General features: G+C 61.9%; 22 protein-coding genes and 1 tRNA gene. 10 read left to right on the forward strand and 13 right to left on the reverse strand.

The window, feature by feature from the left end:
- The first annotated feature begins 157 nt into the window (after positions 1-157).
- Together I2H36_RS17255 and I2H36_RS17260 are read left to right on the forward strand one after the other, a co-directional pair.
- Complete coding sequence (locus I2H36_RS17255) at positions 158-1111, forward strand: carbohydrate kinase family protein (RefSeq protein WP_196265141.1); 954 nt, start codon at positions 158-160, stop codon at positions 1109-1111.
- Entirely contained in the window at positions 1108-2040 is a 933-nt protein-coding gene (locus I2H36_RS17260; protein WP_196265142.1) for a pseudouridine-5'-phosphate glycosidase, read from the forward strand. The genes I2H36_RS17255 and I2H36_RS17260 overlap by 4 nt, the downstream gene beginning before the upstream one ends.
- A gap of 3 nt (positions 2041-2043) precedes the next feature.
- Here the strand turns inward: I2H36_RS17260 and I2H36_RS17265 are convergent, their stop codons facing one another.
- On the reverse strand, positions 2044-2958 hold the full coding sequence (locus I2H36_RS17265) for a histone deacetylase family protein (RefSeq protein WP_196265143.1): 915 nt from the start codon (positions 2956-2958) through the stop codon (positions 2044-2046).
- 3 nt (positions 2959-2961) lie between these two features.
- The gene (locus tag I2H36_RS17270) at positions 2962-3849 is read right to left on the reverse strand and encodes an MYG1 family protein (protein ID WP_196265144.1); all 888 of its coding nucleotides are present in this window, start codon (positions 3847-3849) and stop codon (positions 2962-2964) included.
- 200 nt (positions 3850-4049) lie between these two features.
- On the opposite strand from I2H36_RS17270, the gene I2H36_RS17275 reads away from it, so the two are divergent.
- The 4 genes from I2H36_RS17275 to I2H36_RS17290 all read left to right on the forward strand — a co-directional run bounded on the left by I2H36_RS17275 (position 4050) and on the right by I2H36_RS17290 (position 5603).
- Positions 4050-4262, forward strand: coding sequence for a heavy-metal-associated domain-containing protein (locus tag I2H36_RS17275; protein WP_196265145.1), 213 nt, complete (start codon positions 4050-4052; stop codon positions 4260-4262).
- Between the two features lie 10 nt (positions 4263-4272).
- The gene (locus I2H36_RS17280) at positions 4273-4764 is read left to right on the forward strand and encodes a DUF4396 domain-containing protein (protein ID WP_196265146.1); all 492 of its coding nucleotides are present in this window, start codon (positions 4273-4275) and stop codon (positions 4762-4764) included.
- A 30-nt stretch (positions 4765-4794) separates the two neighbouring features.
- A complete protein-coding gene (gene copM, locus I2H36_RS17285; protein WP_196265147.1) occupies positions 4795-5178 on the forward strand; it encodes a CopM family metallochaperone in 384 nt (127 codons plus the stop codon).
- A 125-nt stretch (positions 5179-5303) separates the two neighbouring features.
- The gene (locus I2H36_RS17290; protein ID WP_196265148.1) at positions 5304-5603 is read left to right on the forward strand and encodes a hypothetical protein; all 300 of its coding nucleotides are present in this window, start codon (positions 5304-5306) and stop codon (positions 5601-5603) included.
- Positions 5604-5807: 204 nt separating this feature from the next.
- Here the strand turns inward: I2H36_RS17290 and I2H36_RS17295 are convergent, their stop codons facing one another.
- Positions 5808-6266: a DUF2726 domain-containing protein gene (locus I2H36_RS17295; RefSeq protein WP_196265149.1), complete on the reverse strand. Its 459-nt coding sequence runs from the start codon at positions 6264-6266 to the stop codon at positions 5808-5810.
- Positions 6267-6416: 150 nt separating this feature from the next.
- On the opposite strand from I2H36_RS17295, the gene I2H36_RS17300 reads away from it, so the two are divergent.
- Both I2H36_RS17300 and I2H36_RS17305 read left to right on the forward strand, forming a co-directional pair.
- Positions 6417-7124: a L,D-transpeptidase gene (locus tag I2H36_RS17300; protein ID WP_196265150.1), complete on the forward strand. Its 708-nt coding sequence runs from the start codon at positions 6417-6419 to the stop codon at positions 7122-7124.
- A gap of 244 nt (positions 7125-7368) precedes the next feature.
- Complete coding sequence (locus tag I2H36_RS17305) at positions 7369-8400, forward strand: peptidoglycan L,D-endopeptidase MepK (RefSeq protein ID WP_246718878.1); 1032 nt, start codon at positions 7369-7371, stop codon at positions 8398-8400.
- A 25-nt stretch (positions 8401-8425) separates the two neighbouring features.
- Here the strand turns inward: I2H36_RS17305 and I2H36_RS17310 are convergent, their stop codons facing one another.
- Both I2H36_RS17310 and I2H36_RS17315 read right to left on the reverse strand, forming a co-directional pair.
- The gene (locus I2H36_RS17310) at positions 8426-8854 is read right to left on the reverse strand and encodes an RNA polymerase sigma factor region1.1 domain-containing protein (RefSeq protein WP_196265152.1); all 429 of its coding nucleotides are present in this window, start codon (positions 8852-8854) and stop codon (positions 8426-8428) included.
- Between the two features lie 130 nt (positions 8855-8984).
- Positions 8985-9242 carry a hypothetical protein gene (locus I2H36_RS17315; RefSeq protein ID WP_196265153.1) on the reverse strand — a complete coding sequence of 86 codons (258 nt, stop codon included), beginning with the start codon at positions 9240-9242 and terminating at the stop codon, positions 8985-8987.
- 123 nt (positions 9243-9365) lie between these two features.
- On the opposite strand from I2H36_RS17315, the gene I2H36_RS17320 reads away from it, so the two are divergent.
- Positions 9366-11336, forward strand: a complete 1971-nt coding sequence (locus I2H36_RS17320; protein ID WP_196265154.1) for a PhoX family protein — start codon at positions 9366-9368, stop codon at positions 11334-11336.
- A 149-nt stretch (positions 11337-11485) separates the two neighbouring features.
- Here I2H36_RS17320 and I2H36_RS17325 read toward each other — a convergent pair.
- The 7 genes from I2H36_RS17325 to I2H36_RS17355 all read right to left on the reverse strand — a co-directional run bounded on the left by I2H36_RS17325 (position 11486) and on the right by I2H36_RS17355 (position 18261).
- Positions 11486-11562, reverse strand: a tRNA-Asp gene (locus I2H36_RS17325).
- Between the two features lie 130 nt (positions 11563-11692).
- Complete coding sequence (locus I2H36_RS17330; protein ID WP_196265155.1) at positions 11693-11917, reverse strand: hypothetical protein; 225 nt, start codon at positions 11915-11917, stop codon at positions 11693-11695.
- Positions 11918-11952: 35 nt separating this feature from the next.
- Entirely contained in the window at positions 11953-12456 is a 504-nt protein-coding gene (locus tag I2H36_RS17335; protein WP_196265156.1) for a peptide deformylase, read from the reverse strand.
- Positions 12457-12497: 41 nt separating this feature from the next.
- Complete coding sequence (locus I2H36_RS17340) at positions 12498-12893, reverse strand: VOC family protein (protein ID WP_196265157.1); 396 nt, start codon at positions 12891-12893, stop codon at positions 12498-12500.
- A 475-nt stretch (positions 12894-13368) separates the two neighbouring features.
- Positions 13369-14409, reverse strand: a complete 1041-nt coding sequence (locus tag I2H36_RS17345) for a hypothetical protein (protein ID WP_196265158.1) — start codon at positions 14407-14409, stop codon at positions 13369-13371.
- Positions 14409-17297 carry a penicillin-binding protein 1A gene (locus I2H36_RS17350; protein WP_196265159.1) on the reverse strand — a complete coding sequence of 963 codons (2889 nt, stop codon included), beginning with the start codon at positions 17295-17297 and terminating at the stop codon, positions 14409-14411. The genes I2H36_RS17345 and I2H36_RS17350 overlap by 1 nt, the downstream gene beginning before the upstream one ends.
- 205 nt (positions 17298-17502) lie before the next feature.
- A complete protein-coding gene (locus tag I2H36_RS17355) occupies positions 17503-18261 on the reverse strand; it encodes an SDR family oxidoreductase (RefSeq protein WP_196265160.1) in 759 nt (252 codons plus the stop codon).
- 177 nt (positions 18262-18438) lie between these two features.
- On the opposite strand from I2H36_RS17355, the gene I2H36_RS17360 reads away from it, so the two are divergent.
- The gene (locus tag I2H36_RS17360) at positions 18439-18846 is read left to right on the forward strand and encodes a DUF1236 domain-containing protein (RefSeq protein ID WP_196265161.1); all 408 of its coding nucleotides are present in this window, start codon (positions 18439-18441) and stop codon (positions 18844-18846) included.
- Positions 18847-18922: 76 nt separating this feature from the next.
- Here I2H36_RS17360 and I2H36_RS17365 read toward each other — a convergent pair.
- The coding region (locus I2H36_RS17365; protein ID WP_196265162.1) for a DNA translocase FtsK at positions 18923-19537 on the reverse strand (615 nt) is incomplete at its 5' end.

Raw genomic sequence — 19537 nt, forward strand, 5'->3', positions numbered from 1 at the left:
TGATGCCTCCATGTTCCAAGATAAACTACGAGAGAGGAAGCATTCCGAGCTCTGATCCATCGCAAATCGCTCAATCGAGCGGCCCCTCCTGTCATTGCAGGTTGTCCGACGTTTCGGCATACCCTTCGCCTGACATTTCTGAGAGCAGGCGTGACCCATGAAACCCGGGATCAACAGCGTAATATGCATCGGTGGAGCGGCCGTTGATCGGAAGTACCGGGCATTGGCTGCCATCCGCCCAGGAACTTCTAATCCCGTGGTCTCCGAGAGCTCCTTCGGCGGCGTGGCCCGCAACGTGGCGGAGAATATGGCCCGACTTGGAGTGGACGCCTCCCTAGCCTCGATGATCGGCAAGGACGAGAACGGACGCGCACTGCTCGACGATCTCCAACACCTCGGCATCGACACGCAATTCATGGCGGTATCGGATAAGCATGCCACAGCTGAGTACGTGGCTGTCCTGCAGCCCGATGGCGAGTTGGCATTTGGTCTTGCCAACATGGAGATCTTCGACGCGCTGACCCCTGACCTGTTGCGCAACCTGGACTCCCAGCTTCAGACAGGCTGGATCTTTGCCGATTGCAACCTGCCGTCCGAGACCCTGCACGCTCTCATAGAAATTGCTCATCGGCAGTCGCTCACATTGGCCATCGATGGGGTCTCGACCCCGAAGGTCTCGCGCCTGCCACCGAACCTCATAGGTGTCGGATTGTTGTTCCTCAATCTCGACGAGGCCCGGGCTTATCTCGGCGAGCCGAAAGCGTCCTCAGAAGAGGCGGCCGCGCGCCTTCTCGCCTGTGGCGCCGACCGCGTCGTCCTGACCCTCGGCGTCGCCGGTCTCATCGTGGCGGGGCGATCAGGAATCCACCAGATCGGCGCCATTGATGCAGAGATCGTCGATGCAACGGGCGCCGGAGATGCCCTGATCGCCGCTACGCTAGTGGCGCTCCTGAAAGGCCGCCCCCTCACAGAGGCCGCTCGTCTCGGGACTGCGGCCGCGGCGCTGACGGTGGAGAGCACAGCGAGCGTCAGGCCCGACCTGTCCTTCGCCTTGCTGGAAACCCTTTTTTCTCTTAGAGCCGATCCAGCCTTCGAACGGGAGCCCTCATGAACTACGACATCGCCGGCCGTTATCTCGACGTCGCTCCCAACGTGCGAAAGGCCCTTGCGCAAGGCGAGGCGGTCGTGGCGCTCGAATCCACGATCATCACCCATGGCATGCCCTACCCTCAAAACGTCGCCACGGCCCGCGAAGTGGAAGCGGTGGTGCGCGAGAACGGAGCCGTGCCGGCAACGATCGCGATCATAGAGGGGCGCATCAAGATCGGGCTGTCGGACGCGGAACTCGACTGGCTCGGAAACGCCAGGGACGTGATGAAGCTGAGCCGGGCCGACCTGCCCTACGCCGTCGCCACCAGGCGTCATGGCGCGACGACCGTTGCTGCCACCATGATCTGCGCCCATCTCGCGGGCATCCGCGTCTTTGCCACGGGCGGCATCGGCGGTGTCCATCGAGGCGTCGAGACGAGCATGGACATCTCGGCCGATCTCGACGAACTCGCCCGCACGCCGGTGGCGGTGGTCTGCGCCGGTGCGAAGGCGATCCTCGACCTGCCGCGCACGCTTGAGTACCTAGAGACGCGCGGCGTGCCCGTGGTCGGCTATGGGACTGACCGTTTTCCGGCCTTCTGGAGCCGCACGAGCGAGTTGCCCGTTCCCCTGCGTCTCGACACGCCTGAGGCCATCGCCGACCTGATCCGCACCAAGGAGGCCCTCGGCCTCGGTGGTGGTGTTCTCGTGGCCAACCCCATTCCGAGCGCCGACGAGATTCCGGCGGGCGAAATGAGCGCGTTCATCGATGCTGCCATCGCAGACACGAAGGCTCAGGGCGTTTCCGGAAAGGCCGTGACGCCCATCCTTCTGTCGACCCTCTTCGAGCGGACCGGCGGGCGAAGCCTCGCCACCAACATTGCACTGGTCAAGAACAACGCTGCATTGGCCGCACGGCTGGCTGGGTCCCTCGCCCGTTCAGAAGGTTGACGCTTACCCGTTCGCCTCGCTCCACGCAGCCATCTCCTCGAACACGATGGCGTGCCGCCGGGCCAGGGCATCGATGTCCCTGGAGTAGCCGCCCCCTATGACGGCGACCAGAGGAATGCTACGGCTGCGGGCTTGCTCGATCACGTAAGCATCCCGACGGCGAAGACCTTCGTCGGTGAGATCGAGCCGCCCCAGCTTGTCGTCGCGATGTGGATCGACGCCAGCATTCAGGAAGACGAGTTCCGGTTCGAGCGCGTCGAGAAGGCGCGGCAGATGGGACCGGAGAACGTCCAGATAGGCATTGTCCTCCATGCGGTCCGGCAGGCCGATGTCGAGATCGCTCGGGATCTTGCGCACGGGATAGTTCTTCTCCGCATGCATGGAGAAGGTGAAGAGATCTGGCTCATCGCGCAGGCAATCCGCGGTGCCGTCGCCCTGGTGGACGTCAAGATCCACGACAAGCGCCCGCTGGATTGTGCGGTCCGCTCGCAGCGCCTTGGCCGCGATGGCGACATCGTTAAAGACGCAGAAGCCCGCTCCCGTTTCTCTCTGCCCGTGATGGGAGCCTCCGGCCGTACTGCCGGCGAGCCCATGCTGGAGCGCGAGCCGCGCCGCAAGCAGCGTTCCGGCGGCAGACGCTCGGGCACGGCGGACGACGCTCTCGCTGACCGGAAGGCCGATGCGCCGCTCGATCTCGCGCGGCACAGAGCAGGCGAGCACCTGATCCACGTAAGACATGCTATGAGCGAGCGCAATCAGGTCTGCAGACGCCTCCCCAGGCACTACGAAGCCGTTGGGAGCAAGACCCTTTTCCGCTACCACTTCCGCCAAGCGCCCGTATTTCAGCATCGGGAACCGGTGATCATCGGGAAGAGAGGCCACATAGGCCGTGTGGGAGACGATGGGGACCTGCTTCATGGCTCAGCCTCCGGCGATGGCCTTCTCCGCAAGCCGCACAGCCGAGCCCTGCGATCGCGCCCCGCAGATGAAGCCGCTCGGGTGGCAGAATACGCCGTCGTTGATCCCGGCCGCCTTGGAGAACTCCGCCTCCTGCAGGCCGCGCCACGCCTCGGGCAGGGACAGCCGCTGGCCGAAGGAACTTGGCTCAGGCGGGATCGTGCGGCAGTACCAGGCAGTCAGATCCTCGTTCGGGTAGATGACAAAGAGAAGATCGCTCAAGCCGCCCTCGAAAACCGCCTTCTCCCAGGGCAGCTTGCGATCGAGAACGATCACGCGGGGATCCCGCGCCTGTCTCGCGGCCGCCATCACGAGCGAGAGAGCCTTGGCTTCGGCATAGGCCTGCCGGCAGGCCCGGACCAGAATCCCCCTGGCGAAATCGGCGGCTTCGACGAAAGCGTCATCATAGGATTGGCCGCTGTCCCAGGGTGGATTGAAGGCCTCGACCAGCAGTGCGAGATGGCTCTGGCTTACCGTGGCGACCCCGTTGTCGGCCTGATCGATGGTCAGGATGAAGGTCGCGTCGATGTCCTGCCAGACCGAATCCAGCATGTCCTCGCCGATTCCCGGCACGAATCGCGGCAGGGCCATGCGTCCATAGTCGCGCCAGACCAAGCCGACCGAGCTGTAAGGCGTTCCGTCTTCCCGTCGCGGCAGATCCCGCATGTGGTGATCATACCGGCCTTTGGCCGGCTCATAGATCCCGCCGACGTCGAACACGATATCGGCCGAGTCGATCATCGCCATGTCACGGGTCCGGATGAACTCGAACGCTCCCAGGGCGTCGCGCAGGACGGAATAGGCGAAAACGTCATCGGCATGAAACGTGCCGCTATGGGTGACTATCCGCATCGCTCTCCTCCGACCTGCGTCGGCTACTCCGTACCACTTGCGAAAACCGCGATAGCAGAGCTGTAAGCTTAAGATAAGCCAGTCGAGGTCTATTCTTTATGTTCATTCAGGATAGTTCTCGAACGAGCCCGACCCGCTTGACCTTACCATCGTGGGAATGCCTACAGATTCCGGGACCTTCAAATGAAAGGATCCCGGCAATGCACATTTTCCACGTTCCCGGCATGAATTGCAGCGGCTGCCAGCGCGCCGTCACACGGGCGGTCCAGGCAATCGACCCTCAGGCACAGGTTGAGGCCGATCTGGAGGCCCGCACAATCAAGGTGACGTCCAGGCAAAGTGAAGCCTCGCTTCTCAATGCCTTGAGCAACGGGGGTTACCCGGCTCAGCCCTTAGCTCACCCTGTTGCATGAAGAGGCCAATATGCCTACCAGTACTCATATCCATCATCATAGGGCGTCGTCCAAGGACGGATTGAACCGCACTGCTCTCAGCGCTACGGTTCATTGCCTCACAGGCTGCGCCATCGGCGAAATCCTCGGACTTGTCATCGGCACAGCCCTCAGTTGGGGAACGGCACAGACGATTGTCCTGGCAGTCGCCCTTGCCTTCCTGTTCGGCTACGGCCTGACCATGCTGCCCCTGCTCCGCGGCGGACTGCCTTTCCGTACGGCGCTGGGCTTGGCTCTTGCGGCGGACACGGCCTCCATCCTGGTCATGGAGATCGTCGACAACCTGATCATGCTGGTCATTCCGGGCGCAATGGCTGCAGGCCTTGCCGATCTCCTCTTCTGGGGAAGCCTCGCCGTGTCCCTGCTCATCGCCGGCACCTTCGCCTTTCCCCTGAACCGCTGGCTGATTTCCCGCGGAAGGGGCCATGCCGTCGTGCATTCATTCCACGGACATCGATCCTAAATCATGAACCCATCTTTCAGGAGAACCATCATGAAGCATCGCATCATCGCGCTGGCCGCGGCCATCGCAATCCTGCCGACCCTTGCCGCCGCCCAGGGTGCCCATAGCGGTCATTCCGGCCACTCCACACCTGCGCCGACGGCGAGAACGCCGGATGCGCCCGCAACCCAGGGCTACCGCCAGGCAAACGACACGATGCACAAGAACATGGACATCGCCTTCAGCGGCAATGCCGACATCGACTTCGTGCGTGGCATGATTCCCCATCACCAGGGAGCCATCGACATGGCGAAGGTCGCTCTCCAGCACGGGAAGGATGAGCAGGTCCGCAAATGGGCCGAGGACGTGATCCGTGAACAAGAGCGCGAGATTGCCGAGATGCAGGCCTGGCTCAAAAGCAGGGGCGTCCAGTAGTTTCGCCCAGCTCAGCGATGGCCGGCGATGGCTTTTCTCCCTGGCCCCTGTATCAGGGTGCTGCCACGAACAGGCGGGTGAAGCGTTAGTGGATATCCCCTGCGGGCGAATGGAAAGGAAGAACGATGTTCACGCTTACGATCAGCGACAAGGCTGTTGCCATCACCAATGCCAATGAGGAAGAAGCCCGCGAACTCCTCATGAGCGAGGAGTTCAAGGACGACCTCAAGGTCCTCGAGAGCGAAGGTGCTCCCCTCTGGGACGGTTTTGCCAGCCTGAACGTCAGGCCGGCGACCGAGGAGGAGAAGGCCGAGTTCGAGGGAGCCGACTTCGACGAGGAGGAAGAGGATGATGAAGAAGACGAAGGCCCCTACATCATGTTCCTGGTCGATGTGACGGATCCCGATGAGGACAATGAGGGCTAAACGCCTGAAATCTCGACAGCCCTGCTGATCCGGCAGGACTCAAGCATCGTCGGTTCGGAAGATTCCGAACCGACGCAGAGGAGACGCCACCAGGGGGTCCAAACCTGCCGAATATGGTGGTGGCGAAGGACCCGAACTACAGCTGCTATATCGGTTGCGTCAGCATGTCCGAGCGGCACACCGGAGGGCGACATCCGCTTGATCCTACGCAGCCGCGAAGATCGCCTCATGGATCTGGCGCGGATCGGGCCTGCGGCTGGAATTGAACCGAACGACGCGGTAGCCGCAGGATTTCAGGATTCTGTCGCGCTGCGCATCCTTCCGGGCATCGTGGGAGCGGTCATCCAACTCGACAATCGCCAATACCTCCATGTCCTGGACGATGACCCAATCAACCCGGGTGTTGGAAATCCTCTTGAACGCCATCCAGAAGGCGCGGCTGCCCTCCTTCGCGTCGGGGCGAACCAGCGCCAGGATCGGGACCTGGGGCCAGATCTGGCAGTCGGGGCAGGCGGCGAGAAGGCGACCGTAAAACTCCCGCTCGTTCTCCGTCATAATCGTCGCGCGCCGGAAGCGCGGCTTTCGGGCCAGGAAGAGGACGAGCACCAGAACAAGGCCAAGCACGGCACTGCCCGTCAGCCATGACCAAGAAAGGTTTTCCATCCACATCATACTCAGCCCCTGCCTTGCACTCGCTCAAACGTGAACGGCCAGGCTTTGTTCTGCCAACAAAGCATAGCAGCTAGCATGAAACCGGCACGCATGGTCCTGCGTCTTCTTATTGTCGAGTTAAAGAACATTGGGGAGAGCACCATGGACCTCAGCCGCCGAACCTTCCTGCTTGGAGCGTCAGCCGCTGCCGCAGGCGCCACTCTGCCATCCAGCAGCACTTTCGCCCAGTCGCTGCGCGATATGTCCGTCTATCAGCGCATGTACGGTCCCATCGACGATGATCTCTACCCCATTCCCGGCATTGAGCTCGCCCGGATCAATCCAGCCTTTCTCCGACGCGTGGTCCAGTACGACACGACCGAGGCTCCGGGAACCATCGTGGTCGATCCCCGGAGCCGGTATCTTTATCTCGTCATGCGCGACGGCATGGCCGTGCGCTATGGCGTCGGCGTCGGTCGTTCCGGTTTCGGATGGTCAGGTGCCGCCACCATCAAGACCAAACAGGAATGGCCGGACTGGTACCCGCCGAAGGAGATGTTCGCTCGTCAACCCGATCTGATCGAGCAGATGGGCGAGCTGCCCGGCGGCCACGGGATGCCTGGCGGGCCGGGGAATCCATTGGGTGCCCGCGCCCTCTACCTCTGGCAGGGCAACAAGGACACGCTCTACCGCATCCACGGCACCTTCGAGCCATGGACCATCGGCACCAACGTTTCGTCCGGGTGCATCCGCATGATCAACCAGGATGTGATCGATCTCTACAACCATACGCCGGAAGGCACGAAAGTGGTCGTCCTGGGCTCGCCATCCGGACGAGGCAAGCGCGATCAGACTGCCGCCCGCTCCTAAGATTAAGCAAATAGGCACGCTTCGTGCCTATTTTTGCCATGGTTAACAATCACACGTCGCTTAGGGACGCGGGAACTTACGAACCATGGCGGGAATCTTCGCCCGATCCACGAGATCGGCTGGCGGATGGAAGACGGTCTCTGTGCCGCAGCGCAGTCGCTTGTCGAAAAGAAGGAAGGTCCTTCGATCCATCCTTGGCCTAGCGGCAGCTGCCTCTTCGCTCCTGACATTTTCCTTGGCTCCGATGCAGGGGGCAGCCGCGTTAGGCGAAACGCGCACCCTCACTTTCTTCCATACGCATACGAGGGAGAGCCTAACCGTCACCTTCCGTAGGAACGGTCAGGTTGATGAGGGCGCCTTGAGCCAGCTCAGCTGGTTCCTGCGCGACTGGCGAGTCGAGAAGCCGGCGCAGATGGATCCGCGCCTGTTCGACATCCTCTGGGAGGTCTACCGGGAATCCGGCTCCTCGCAGCCTATCAACATCATTTCCGCCTACCGTTCGCCTGAAACCAACGGTGCCCTGCGCCGCAGGTCCAGCGGCGTGGCGGAGCATAGCCAGCACATGCTCGGCAAAGCCATGGACATCCGCCTGCCTGACGTGGAGACCGGTCGCCTGCGGGCGATTGCCATGAAGATGCAATATGGCGGCGTGGGCTATTACGCCTCCTCCGCCTTCGTTCATGTGGATACGGGCAATGTGCGCGCCTGGCCGCGCATGTCGCAGCAGCAATTGGCGCAGCTGTTCCCGGACGGGAAGACCTTGCACCTGCCCTCGAACGGCAAGCCGCTTGCCGGTTATGATATAGCAAAAGCCGAGATTCTGCCCCGGAATGCCGCCTTAGCAACGCAAGCCTCGGCAGGTGGCGGTCCGTCCATCGGCAATGTTCTGGCAAGTCTCTTCGGGCGGAACGATGCTCAGCCGGTACCGCAACAGGCGCCCACTCAGGAGAGCCCGGTTACCCTGGTGGCGTCCGCCGGTCCTGAGAGCATAGCCACCCCCATGACGCCTGCACCTCTTCCACCGCAGCGTCCGAGGGAGTTCAGGCTCGCCAGTGCCGCTCTACCCACCCGGACCGAAGCGGTTACGGCAAGCCTTCCTGCACCGGAACCGATTTTGGGCTATGATGAAAAGGCGGCAGTCAAAGCCCTGTTCGATCCTCGAACGGCGTTCCTGGATCTCGGCTTTGCCACCCGCAACCAGCAAGAGCTGACCGTGACCCGTTTCACCGGACCGGCCGTCAAGCCGCTGCCCGTTGTCGTACAGGCCTCACTCTAGAATTCGACCCTTTTGAAAAAGCGTTTCAAACGCCAAAGAGGACAAGAGCGCCGGCCATCAGCGCCAGCACGAGAAGTCCCCCGAGAGCCACCGCCCAATGGGCTGCACGCTTCTCCTGCTGGACGAAGGCGGACTGCGCCTGGACGGATGCTGCATTTTGAAGAGGAGCAGTCTGCTTTCTCATTCGACTGGCGGCGGCACGATCTGGGAACGAGATGATCTCGGCGCTTCGTGTTGGGGCCGCAGGCGGTTTCGGTTGGGGAACCATCAGACTGTCTTCCAGCTCAACCGGAATACCAGCCTCCTCGAGATGAACTACAATCAACGCGATATCTTCCGCGCTCATGGAATGAATCGGCAGATTGGTCTCGAGATCCAGGGTCGTCAGTTGTCCCTGCTGGCGTCCCAGGGCAATCAATCGGTCCAGGGTATTGCTGTCGAGCGCCTGCTGCATGAGGCACCACCCCATTGTGGTTGTTGGGCGAAAGAAGCGGCCTGCGCCGCTTCGAAGGTTCGCCGAGCTAACGCGGCAATTGCCCCAGACGTTGCAGTGGAAACCTGTCCCGGATAGAATAATGCTGAGGCTAGTTCTTCGTGGCCGTCGAGGCTTCCTGGAGAGCCTCCTTCTCGCGCCTGACCTGTTCGGACAGCTGCTCGGCGATGGCCACGAGCTTGCCGGCCATGAAATGCTTGCCATGCAGCTCAACTTGGCCTGCCAGCCCCACGGTCAGGAGGGTCTCGAAGACGGTTTCGGCGGGAAGCCCCTTGCGGATCAGGTCGATGGCGACCTTCTGCCATTGGTCGGACAGCTGATCGCGGATTTCAGAAGTTTCAGTGCTCATTCCCGGACCATACAGGATCCCACACCGGTTGTCGCGGTCCCCACCCTCACCTTGGGGAACTGTCACGCAGGTTACATAGAACGGTTCTAAGGCGTGATCGTCACATAAGACGGAGAAACCGATATGGACGAGCACAAGGGCCGCCTTCGGGCTAGCGAACTGGAAGATTCAGGCGATGTCGGAGTGAATCCGACGCATAACCTCACCATGGGTGAGATCATCGCGACCCGCTTCAACCGGCGCGACCTCCTGCGGGGCTCGCTCGCCGTGGCGGCCATCTCCGCGACCGTCGGCCATCGGGCCCTGGCGGCCAACGAGCAGCCGGCCAAGAAGGCCTCGAACCCGGTCTCCTTCGACTTCAAGGAAATCGAGGCAGGCGTCGACCATACCCATCACGTGGCCGAGGGCTACGATGCCCAGGTGCTTCTGCGCTGGGGCGACCCGCTCTTCCCGGACGCTCCCGCGTTCGATCCGATGAAGCAGACGGCTGAAGCCCAGGCGCGTCAGTTCGGCTACAACACCGACTTCATCGGCTTCATCCCGCTCAATGGATCGGCCGACCACGGCCTTCTGGTGGCGAACCACGAATACACCAACGAGGAACTCATGTTCCCCGGCGTAGGCGTGCAGGATTCCAAGGACGCCATTTTCGCCAAGATGACCCAGGAGCTCGTGGCCATCGAGATTGCCGCCCATGGTGGCGCAGTCGTCGAAATTCGGCGCGTGGACGGCAAATGGCAGGTCGTGAAGGATTCGAAATACAACCGCCGCATCACCGCCGACACTCCCATGGAGATCACCGGCCCGGCTGCCGGCCATCCCCGCATGAAGACCTCCGCCGATTCCAGCGGCCGCAGCGTACGCGGCATGATCAACAACTGCGCGGGCGGCGTGACGCCCTGGGGCACGTGGCTGAGCTGCGAGGAGAACTTCAACGGCTATTTCTGGGGCAAGCTATCCGACGATCATCCGGAGGCCAAGAATTACAAGCGCTATGGCATCGGCACCCCTGCTTATGCCTGGGGCAAGTTCCACGACCGCTTCGACCTGACGAAGGAGCCCAACGAGGCGAACCGCTTCGGCTGGGTGGTCGAGATCGATCCCTTCGACCCGAACTTCGTGCCGAAGAAGCGCACGGCGCTGGGCCGCACCAAGCACGAAGGCGCGGCAGGCATCACCAACGGCGACGGCCGCTATGTGGTCTATCTCGGCGACGATGAGCGCTTCGACTACGTCTACAAGTTCGTCGCTGCCGGCAAGGTCGACCCGCAGAACCGCGCCGCCAATCTCGGCCTGCTCGACGAGGGCACACTCTACGTTGCCAAATACGATCCGGACGGCAAGGGAACCTGGCTGCCGCTTGTGCATGGCCAAGGACCACTCACCGAAGCGAATGGTTTCAGGAGCCAGGCCGACGTTCTGATCGAGACCCGCCGCGCGGCGGACCTCCTCGGCGCAACCAAGATGGATCGCCCCGAGGACATCGAGGCGAACCCGCAAACCAACCGCGTCTACGTCATGCTGACGAACAACACCCGGCGCAAGGAAGACCAGGTCGATGCGGCCAACCCGCGCGCCAATAATGCCTTCGGCCACATCGTCGAGATGTTGCCGGAGGGCGGCAACCACGCGGCCACCGCCTTTACCTGGGAAGTTCTCGTCAAGTGCGGCGACCCGTCCGTCGCGGCGGTCGGGGCGACTTTCTCGTCCGAGACCACCAAGAACGGCTGGTTCGGCATGCCGGATAACTGCGCCATCGACAGCCAGGGCCGCCTCTGGATCTCCACCGACGGCAACAACGCCAAGGCGACGGGCCGGGCGGACGGCCTCTGGGCGCTCGAAACCGAGGGCGAGCGGCGCGGAACCTCCAAGCACTTCTTCCGCGTGCCGGTCGGCGGGGAGCTGTGCGGCCCATTTTTCACGCCCAACGACGAGTCGCTGTTCCTGGCGGTGCAGCATCCCGGCGAAGCGGAAGAAGGAACCATATCCACCTTCGAGAACCCGATCACCCGCTGGCCGGACTTCAAGGACGGCATGCCGACCCGGCCATCCGTACTGGTCATCACCAAGCAGGGCGGCGGCAAGATCGCCTGAGGGCATTTGACCTCGCTGAGCACCATCGACAAAGGAGCCCAGCGGCTCCTTTGTTCGTTCAAGCGCTTAAGAATTTTCAGCCCTATGAGGCCGCAGCGGTGATCGGACGGACTTGCAAGGCAGACTGGCAGTTGCAGCCTAAAGGAGAGTGGCGCGGGCGACGGGGCTCGAACCCGCGACCTCCGGCGTGACAGGCCGGCACTCTAACCGACTGAGCTACGCCCGCGCATTTCTCATCCATCGCCTGCCCATAAGAAGCATTTATCGCGATGGAGGCGCGCTCGTACCGGTGATCGGGCACGCTGTCAAATGGTGTTTGGATTATCCCCAGGAGGCGCGACGCCACGCTGACGGCGTCAGTCTCTGGTGCTGATCGAGAAGACCTCGTAGCCGGCGCCATCGAGCACGCGGACAGATTCGATTTCGGGGTCACGGGACTGGGGCCGCCGGGCCAGAGTGAACACCTTCAGCGCCCTCTCCTTCGCCTTCTCGACGGATTCGGTACGGACCAGGATCCGGCGAATGATGCCGCCGCCCGCCTCTTCGGAGGCGACGGATTCGATGCGATAGACTTCAACCACGTTCGTAGAACTCCCTTGTCAGCGCGACTCCACCTTCAAGTCCTGGCGCGCTGGAGCTTGTCGAACCGCTTGATCAAACGGTCCCGCTTCAGTTTCGATAGACGGTCGATCCAGAAGACGCCATCGAGCTGATCGATCTCATGCTGGAAGCAGACCGCCATCAGACCGTCTGCCTCCTTCTCGTGCTCCCGGTCGTCCAGGCCCCTGTAGCGCACCCGTACCCGCGCATGACGCTCGACCTCGTCGTTGACGCCCGGCATGGAGACGCTTCCCTCTACGTGCCGGATCATATCCGGGGAGGACCAGACGATCTCCGGATTGACCGAGACATGAGGCTTGGCACTTCCTTCCAGCTGGATCACCACGAGCCGCCTGAGCACCCCGATATGCGGCGCCGTGATGCCGATCCCAGGTGCGGCATGCATGGTCTCGGTCAGATCCGTTGCCAGCGCTCGGATCTCCTCGTCAATGTCGACGATCGGTTCTGCCCTTTGGCGCAGACGGGGATCTGGGAAACGAATGATCGGACGGATAGCCACGCGACATCTCTCAAAGCGCAACAGTAAGGATCAATGCTGGGCTACTTATAGCGACCGCCACGCTGAAGAACCTCGATCTTGTACCCGTCCGGATCCTGCACGAAGAAGAACCGCACCGGAGGCCTGCCTTCGAGCCTCAGTTCCTTCAGAGGCGTCGGACTGAGACCAAGCGTATCGAAGCGTGCATGCTCGGCCTCAAGGTCGTCTACCGAGATTGCGAGATGCCCGTAGCCGTCGCCTAGACTGTAAGGCCCCGCCCGATCATGGTTGACTGTCAGTTCCAGTTCGAACTCGCTCTCCGGATTGCTGAGGTAGATCAGGGTAAAGGTTTCGAATCCCAGGCGCTCCGCCACCTTGAGGCCAAAAGCCTTCTCATAGAACGTGAGGGAGCGCTGCTCGTCGAGCACCCGAATCATGGAGTGAATGGCTTTGGCCACAGAACACCTTTTTAGCAGTCGGTTGCTCCCCGGCCTCGGCAGACACGGCCTGAGTTGTGGAGCGTGAGATAGCAGCCGGGAGGCTGGAACGAAAGGACTGTAATGCTTTCCTGCATCTCAGAAAAAAGCCTTCCCCGGTTTTAGGCCGAGGAAGGCAAGTTCGGGAGGAAGAAACGCTGACTGCTCGGCTCAAACACCCATGGAGCAGGCTCGTTACGCACCTGCGGCGTTCCAACACACCTGCCCCTTGGGGACCAGCAAAGCCAGTCAGAGCCTCAAACGTGGCGCAATCAAGGAAATTTGATGCCAGCCAAGGTTCGAAATGAGGAACCACGAGGAACATAGAACGGGATGAATACTTGATTTGGTACGGAGGCACCATTCCCCGCAACCCCTTGTCGCCTCCGCAGACTTGCAGCCCCGTTCAGCCTGATGTGGACGGGGCTTTTTCTTATTTGGAATTCTGCAGCCCGGGCTAGCGCTCGATCAGATCAGCAAGCGCGCGAATGCGATTACGGATGTAGTTTGGAAGCCCGGCACTGATGGAATCGCCGGAATTGAACGAACTTTTTCCCATCAGAACCTGCGCCGGGATGAGGTTGCGCAGAACTGGAACATTCTCGAATTCCTTTTTACGCTCCAACACATCAGTTTCGACGGCGAGCGCCATGAAAACCGTAGCGACCGTGCTGTTCGGATTGGCAGGATTCTCCTGAATAACGGCCAGCAGCTTTCCGAACTGCATCACTTGGTTCACGCTGAAGATCGTCTGCTCCAGCACTCCGGCGACGGGCGACTCCAGGGCCGTCAGCTTGTTAAGACTGGCACGGTCGATCTCTTCCGGGGGGAGCACACGGATCTCGGTCTGGAACTCCATGAATTCCGAGATCTTCTTGCCACCCTCCTCCAGCTTGTTCGCCAGCCGGATGCCGACCGGCAGCTTGCCCTCGAGCGGATAGCGCGACTCGATGCAAAGGCTCGCGGGCGCTTCGCACCAGCGGCGGTTCGGGTGGCGGTTATGGGCGATCGAGGGATCCACCTGCGGCGCGGCCTGCTCGGCTGAAATGCGACGATGCTTGATCGACGGATCGATCTTTTCCAGGGTCTCAAGGCGCGCGAAGCGGGCAAGATCAACCGAACCCGGCGCCTTGCCTATAAGGAAGCGCGCTTCCACCACATACATGTGTAGCTTCTCAGTGTAAGATTTCGAGAGGCCGTGCATCGACACCTTGATGGTGGGCTCAACATAGCCCGGAAACAGGCTCAGGAATTGCTTCTGCACAGGCCGTTCTCGGCCCCAATCCTCGAAGCGGATCAGGCCAGTTCCGGCGTCCGTCAGCTTGTCGTCCCGGTGATCGCTGAACACGATCGTCTTCGGCTTCAACGTTCCCGGAGCAACAGCTGTGACGGACGGCACCTCCTCGATCCTGAATTCCTCTGCTGCCGATCCTGCTGCGGAGACGAAAAGAGCCACAGCGGCGATCAGCGACCGCCTGATGAAAACCTGCAATGCCATCAGTAGACCTGTCCGTTACGCCAGAGATAATCCGGATCGACCCGCCTGGGTCTGCGGGGTGCTTCGTCCTCCCACCACCAGCGGAAGCCGCGCTCGGGTTCGGCTTGACGGCGTGCGGGAGGAGCAGACTGGCGCGGATTCTCAAGCCAGCCGGGCCCCTGCGCGTAAGGTCCGTCCTCATGATAACTGGGACCCCCGCTGTCCTCCCCGTCGCTCCAAGGATCAGGGTTGCGGAAGGCATACACCTCCGACTGCGGAACGAGGCGGAACTGCGTCTCGGCAAGCCTCCCGAACCAATTCAGGCGGAAATACTCCATAAAGCCTTTGCGTCCGTCCGTCAGGCGATCGCCGGTATTCAGATCGATCGGCATGGCGATGAGTTGCTTGGCAGCTTGCGGCGATGGCGGACTCAGCGCGGCCTTCGGCGCATGGTGCTCCCATGTGGCCTCAAGGATCGACTGGAAGATGGGAGCTGCCACCTTGCCACCCGTCTGGCCGCGACCGAGCGTGCGGCGCTTGCCGTCGGCATTGTCATGGCCGACCCACACGGCAATCGTGACATCGTTGGTGAAGCCGACGAACCATGCATCGTTCTCGTTGTCGGAGGTTCCCGTCTTACCCCCAGCGTAAGGAGCAAGCGCCTTCAGGGAACGCGCGGTGCCGCGTTCGAGAACACCCTGAAGCATGCTCTTCAACTGATAGAAGGAGGCAGCATCGGCAGATCCCAGACGCGTCAGCGGACGTGCCTTGCGGCTGTAAAGGATCTGTCCGCTTTCCTCGACAGACTCGATGGCATGAGGCACCGGCATGGCGCCTTCATTGGCTATGGCCGCATAGAAGGCTGCCAGATCGAGCATCCGCACCGGCTGTGCACCGAGCACGAATGGATAATGCGGCGTACATTCCAGATAGAGCTGCGCCTCCATGGCAAGTTCGCAGACACGCTTGAGGCTGTTCTCCGGCGAGGCCTCGATACCACCGTCGAGAAGGTGCGCCGTGACCAGGTTCTTCGAGTTCTCGAGCGCTCTTCGCAAAGTCATGATGCCCGATCGCCCGCCATCGAAGTTTTTGGGGCTCCAAGAGTCGCCCGCCTGACCGCTGACTGGCGGCAGGGTCACGGGGGCATCCCAGATGAGCGTATTGGGCTGAAGACCCTTCGACAGAGCCGCGAGATAGGTGAGCGGCTTGAAGACGGAACCCGGCTGACGGTGAGTCTGCGTTGTCCGGTTGAGCTGGCTCAAGGGATAGGAGAATCCGCCTGTCATGGCGAGGATGCGTCCGGTCTGGTTCTCCAGCACGACCGCTCCACCCTGCACAGAGGGCGGCGTTCTCAGGTCGGCGCGAACTATGCCCTTGCCCTTCTGCTCGACGACCTGAACACGCACCACATCGTAGAGCTTGAGTTCCAGACGAGCCACCTCCCAGGCGTTCAGCGGCAGAACGCGCCCATCCGCAAGCCCCACCCGCAGGACGTTAGCGCCTGTTTTCCGATCCCTGCCCTTCTCGATCACCACGGCTGCGGGCCAGTGCACGTCATAGAGCGGCAGGCGCACCGCCTCTAAGGCGCGTTTCCATGCCGGAGCGGCTGCTGCCGGATCCTTGCTGCCTTCAAGCGTCTTCACGGCCTCGGCGATGTTGGCCTCCGGTCCCTGGTAGCGCTGCCGCCCGATGCTCAGTTCATAGCGGGCGAGCCCTTCCTGAAGTGCCGCTTCCGTCCCCTTCTGCAGGGCCGCATTGATGGTGGTACGCACCGTATAGCCGCCCGTGGTGAGGCTCTCAATGCCGGCAAGCGTGCGGGCATCGCGACCGACGTGGTCGACAAAATGGAAGCCCGTCGTCCGTCTAGTGCGCTCATGGGCCACCCGGCTGGGGAGAGAGGCGACTGCCTGCTGCACCTGTTCGGGCTTGAGGAAGCCGTCCTCCTGCATGCGACTCAGCACATAGGCCATTCGCTCCTGGGCGCGCTCAGGTTTCGTATCGGGATTGTAGTAGTTCGGTCCCTTGGCCAATCCGGCCAGAAGTGCTCCGTCGGACACTGAAAGCGCCTTGACGCTCTTCCCGAAATAGCTCTGCGCCGCCATCTCGATGCCCCAGGACGAGCGGCCGAGATAGATCGAGTTGAGGTAGATCTCGAGGATTTCCGCCTTGCTGAGCACCCGCTCGATGCGGGAGGCCACGATCATCTCGCGCATCTTGCGGTCATACGTGACATCGTCGCCCACGAGCAGGTTCTTCGCCACCTGCTGCGTGATGGTCGAGCCGCCCGCCGGACGTCCGGGATTGGCCATGTTGCCCATGAAGGCACGGATCACGCCGCGCTCGTCGACGCCTCGATGCTGATAGAAGCGCTTGTCCTCTGCCGACACGAAGGCTTGCCGCACGCTTTGCGGAATATCCGCCAAGGACACCCAAATGCGCCGGTGGTCGGGTTCGAAGACCTCGGCGAAGCGCTTGCCGCTTCCATCCAGGACCACGCTGACGCCCGGCAACTTCAGGCCCTTGAGCTTCCCCGCATCGGGCAGTCCGGCTACGGCGGCATTGTAATAGGAGATCACCTCGCCGAGATCGACCGGCGCGGGTTCGACCGTCTCGGCCTTGCAGAACTGACGGTAGCTCGCGTGCAGATCGTTGAAGCTCAACCCCTGCAGCACCTTCAGATCCCCCGTGATACCCTGAGGGTCGTCCATAGCTGTCGCGATGAGATCATCGAGATTGATGTCCTCGATGTCGAAGGCACGGCGCATGTGGGTGCAGCCGCTCTTGAGGATCTCAGACACAGCGCCCTGATCCCGAACAGGATCGAAGCTCGTCTTGACCGTCTCCGGACTGACGAGAACCTGGCTTAAGGTCAGAGCCGTCGCGAAAATCTTGACGAGGATTGCGCTCATTCCGCCGCCATCATCGGATCATTCACCCCATGAAAAGATCATCGGTTAGACAAGCGGCCTGCGCCTCCGCTGCCGGAGCGGACCCTGCCTATGTCCAGATGAACGGAAGCCGTACATCGCGGCTCTTTGAGACAGGCCATAATGAAGAGATGGGGCGGCCGAGCTTACATCCTAGACGGAACCCTTGTGGTCACGGCAATGTGTCTCACCCGCGCCCGACGAACGGCATCTTGGTCGCCATGATGGTCATGGTGAGAACATTGGCGTCAAGCGGCAAGTCGGCCATGTAGACCACCGCATCTGCGACGTGTTTGGGGTCTATCCTCGGTTCCGGTGCCACAGTGCCGTTCGGCTGCAGGACGCCTTCGGTCATTCTCGCGGTCATGTCGGTTGCCGCGTTGCCGATATCAATCTGACCGCAGGCGATATCGTAGGCGCGACCATCTAGGGAGGTCGACTTCGTGAGCCCGAGGACCGCATGCTTCGTTGCCGTATAGGGGGCTGAGAGCGGGCGCGGGGCATAGGCCGAGACCGACCCGTTATTGATGATCCGCCCGCCTCGCGGACTTTGGTCCTTCATCATCCGGAAGGCCTCCTGCGTGCAGAGGAACGTGCCCGTAAGGTTCGTGGCCACCACCGTCTGCCACTGCTCGAAGGGGATTTCCTCCAAGGGCACGGCCGGCGAACCGATGCCTGCGTTGTTGACGAGGAGATCGAGCCGGCCGAAGGACCGCTTTGTGGCAGCAAAGAGCGCTGCGACGGAGGCAGGATCCGTCACGTCGGTTGGAGCGATGAGGACGGAGTGATCCTCTGCGCCGATCTCCCGCGCCGCATCTTCGAGAGCTTCCCGGCGGCGTCCTGCCATGACGACGGAATAGCCGGCTCTCACGAGCCCTTCGCAAATGGCTCTGCCTACACCGGTTCCTGCGCCCGTCACAATCGCAACTTTGGAGCGTTCCGCCATGATGCCCTCCTTGATCTACGGCCACGTCTGACATGACAGATGCACCCATGAACGGAAACGGCAAGGACGCACGCCAAGACTACACAGCTTTCACTCTCGGAACCTATCCGCATCCCCCAAAGGGAACCAGCTAAGCTTTTCCGCGTTCGCATGGTGCTACTCGGAAAGGAATCCGTCATGCGCAATCATGTCCTAAGCTCGACTGCCGTTCTGACTCTTCTGGCTCTTCCCCTTGCTGCCTGCCAGAGCGGCACGACTGCAGGCGCCGCAGGCGGCGCCGTCACAGGTGCCATCGTCGGTGGCCCAGTCGGCGCGGTGGTCGGCGGTGTCGCCGGTGCTGCGGTAGGCGGCGTTCTCAGCGCTGAAGAATCGACCCGCGTCCGCAGCTATGTGGTCGCCGAGCGCCGCCCCTCGATCCGCGTCTCCGACGAGGTAGTCGTCGGCCAGCCCCTGCCGCCCCGCGTCAGGCTCTATCCCGTCGCGCCGACCGTCGGCCTGCGAAACAACTACAGTTACACGGTCGTGAACGACCAGACCGTGCTGGTCGACCCGCAAACCCGGACGGTGGTCCAGGTCATCGAGTGATCGGGCAATATCCTCAGAAATCAGAAAGGCGGCTCACGAGAGCCGCCTTTTCTTTTAATTCCATTCCTTCGCCAGATCAGTCGTCCATATCCAGGTGGGTCACTAGAATCTCCCTTTTTCCGGCGTGGTTGGCTGGTCCGACGATGCCCTCCTGTTCCATGCGCTCCATGAGCGAGGCGGCCCGGTTGTAGCCGATCTGAAGGCGGCGCTGGATGTAGGACGTGGACGCCTTCTTGTCCCGCAACACCACCGCCACCGCCTGGTCGTACAGGTCGCCACTGGGCGCCCCGAACTCGCCCTGGTCGAACACCGGCGTGTCAGGCGGGGTGCCCTCGTCCTCGTCGGCCGTGACCGCCTCGAGATATTGCGGCCGGCCCTGGCGCTTGAGGTGCGCCACCACCTTCTCCACCTCCTCGTCCGAGCAGAACGGCCCGTGCACGCGGGTGATCCGCCCGCCGCCCGCCATGTACAGCATGTCGCCTTGCCCTAAGAGCTGCTCGGCGCCCATTTCCCCTAAGATCGTGCGGCTGTCGATCTTCGACGTGACCTGGAACGAGATCCGGGTCGGGAAGTTCGCCTTGATCGTGCCGGTGATCACGTCCACGCTGGGCCGTTGCGTCGCCAGGATCACGTGAATGCCCGCGGCGCGCGCCATCTGGGCCAGGCGCTGGATCGCGCCCTCGATCTCCTT

The sequence above is a fragment of the Microvirga terrestris genome (assembly GCF_015694425.1).
GTDB classification, from domain to species: Bacteria; Pseudomonadota; Alphaproteobacteria; order Rhizobiales; family Beijerinckiaceae; genus Microvirga; species Microvirga terrestris.